Origin of the sequence: Meridianimarinicoccus zhengii, from assembly GCF_003254465.1 — a bacterium.
Classification (GTDB): Bacteria; Pseudomonadota; Alphaproteobacteria; order Rhodobacterales; family Rhodobacteraceae; genus Meridianimarinicoccus; species Meridianimarinicoccus zhengii.
In genome coordinates, this window is the sequence record NZ_QDFI01000177.1 from 1 (window position 1) to 1,157 (window position 1,157).

Annotated in this window: 1 protein-coding gene; it reads left to right on the forward strand. The window is 62.3% G+C overall.

From position 1 onward, the window contains the following. Positions 1–205: 205 nt before the first annotated feature. Complete coding sequence (locus DDE13_RS22435) at positions 206–1,141, forward strand: IS110 family transposase (protein ID WP_235868825.1); 936 nt, start codon at positions 206–208, stop codon at positions 1,139–1,141. Positions 1,142–1,157: the final 16 nt, after the last annotated feature.

Genomic DNA, 1,157 nt, shown 5'->3' on the forward strand with positions numbered 1-1,157 from the left:
CTTGTCTTATCAAGAAGCCCGGCTTCCAGTTGATTGGAAGCCACTGCCCGCCACGCCATTTATGGCGGGCAGTGGCGGCGGTCGGATCGAAGCCATCGGGGTCGACAAGGACCGTCTCAGAGTATGATCGACCGCCGTCTTCACCAAGGGCCTGAACGGATACGCGTGTTTGAGCCACGCATGACAAGCATAGGACATGGCGAAGATGACAGAACATACCATCGGCATCGACATCTCGAAAACCCATCTCGACGCCTTCCGGCAGGAAGACCAAGCGGCGCGGCAGTTCGAGAACACACCCTGGGGCATCCGGGCCCTGATCCGCTGGCTCGGCCAGACGCCGATCGCCCGGATCGTGTTCGAGCCGACAGGGCCCTATCATCGGGCCCTCGAGACAGCGCTGTCGGGCAAGTTTCCGTTGGTCAAGGTCAACCCGCTGCACGCGCGTCGCTTTGCCGAAGCTTGCGGGACGCGGGCCAAGACCGATGCCGTCGACGCGCGCATCCTGGCCCGGATGGGGGCCGCCCTGCACCTGGAGCCGGACACCCCGATTTCTAAGAACCAGCTTGTTCTCAGAGACTTGCAGGTGGCACGCACGGCGCTGATCAAGGAACGCACCCGCCTGCGCAACCGCAGTCATGTGCAGCTCAACCCGGTTCTGAAACGCCAGATCAAGGCACGCCTGACGCTGGTCGGGCGTCAGCTCGCCGAGCTCGATGCCGAGATCGCACGCCATATCGCCAGCGACGAAGCCTTGCAGCGCAAGCGCGAGATCCTGTGCTCGATCCCCGGCCTCGGACCCATCGCAGCTGCATTGATCCTCACCTTCCTGCCGGAAATCGGCACCCTCGACAGAAAACAGGCCGGAAGTCTCGCCGGCCTTGTCCCGCACAGCCGCGAGTCAGGCCAATGGAAGGGCAAGTCATTCATCAGCGGCGGGCGAAAGCCCCTGCGTGACGCGCTCTACATGCCTGCCCTTGTGGCCATGAGGTTCAACCCGGACCTCAAGGCAAAATACGACGCTCTCCGCGAGGCCGGAAAACCCGCCAAGGTCGCCATCGTCACCCTCATGCGCAAGTTGGTCGAAACAGCCAACGCTCTCGTCAAAGCTGATCGCACGTGGACCCAAAAAACGGCTTGATCACGACGGATACTCT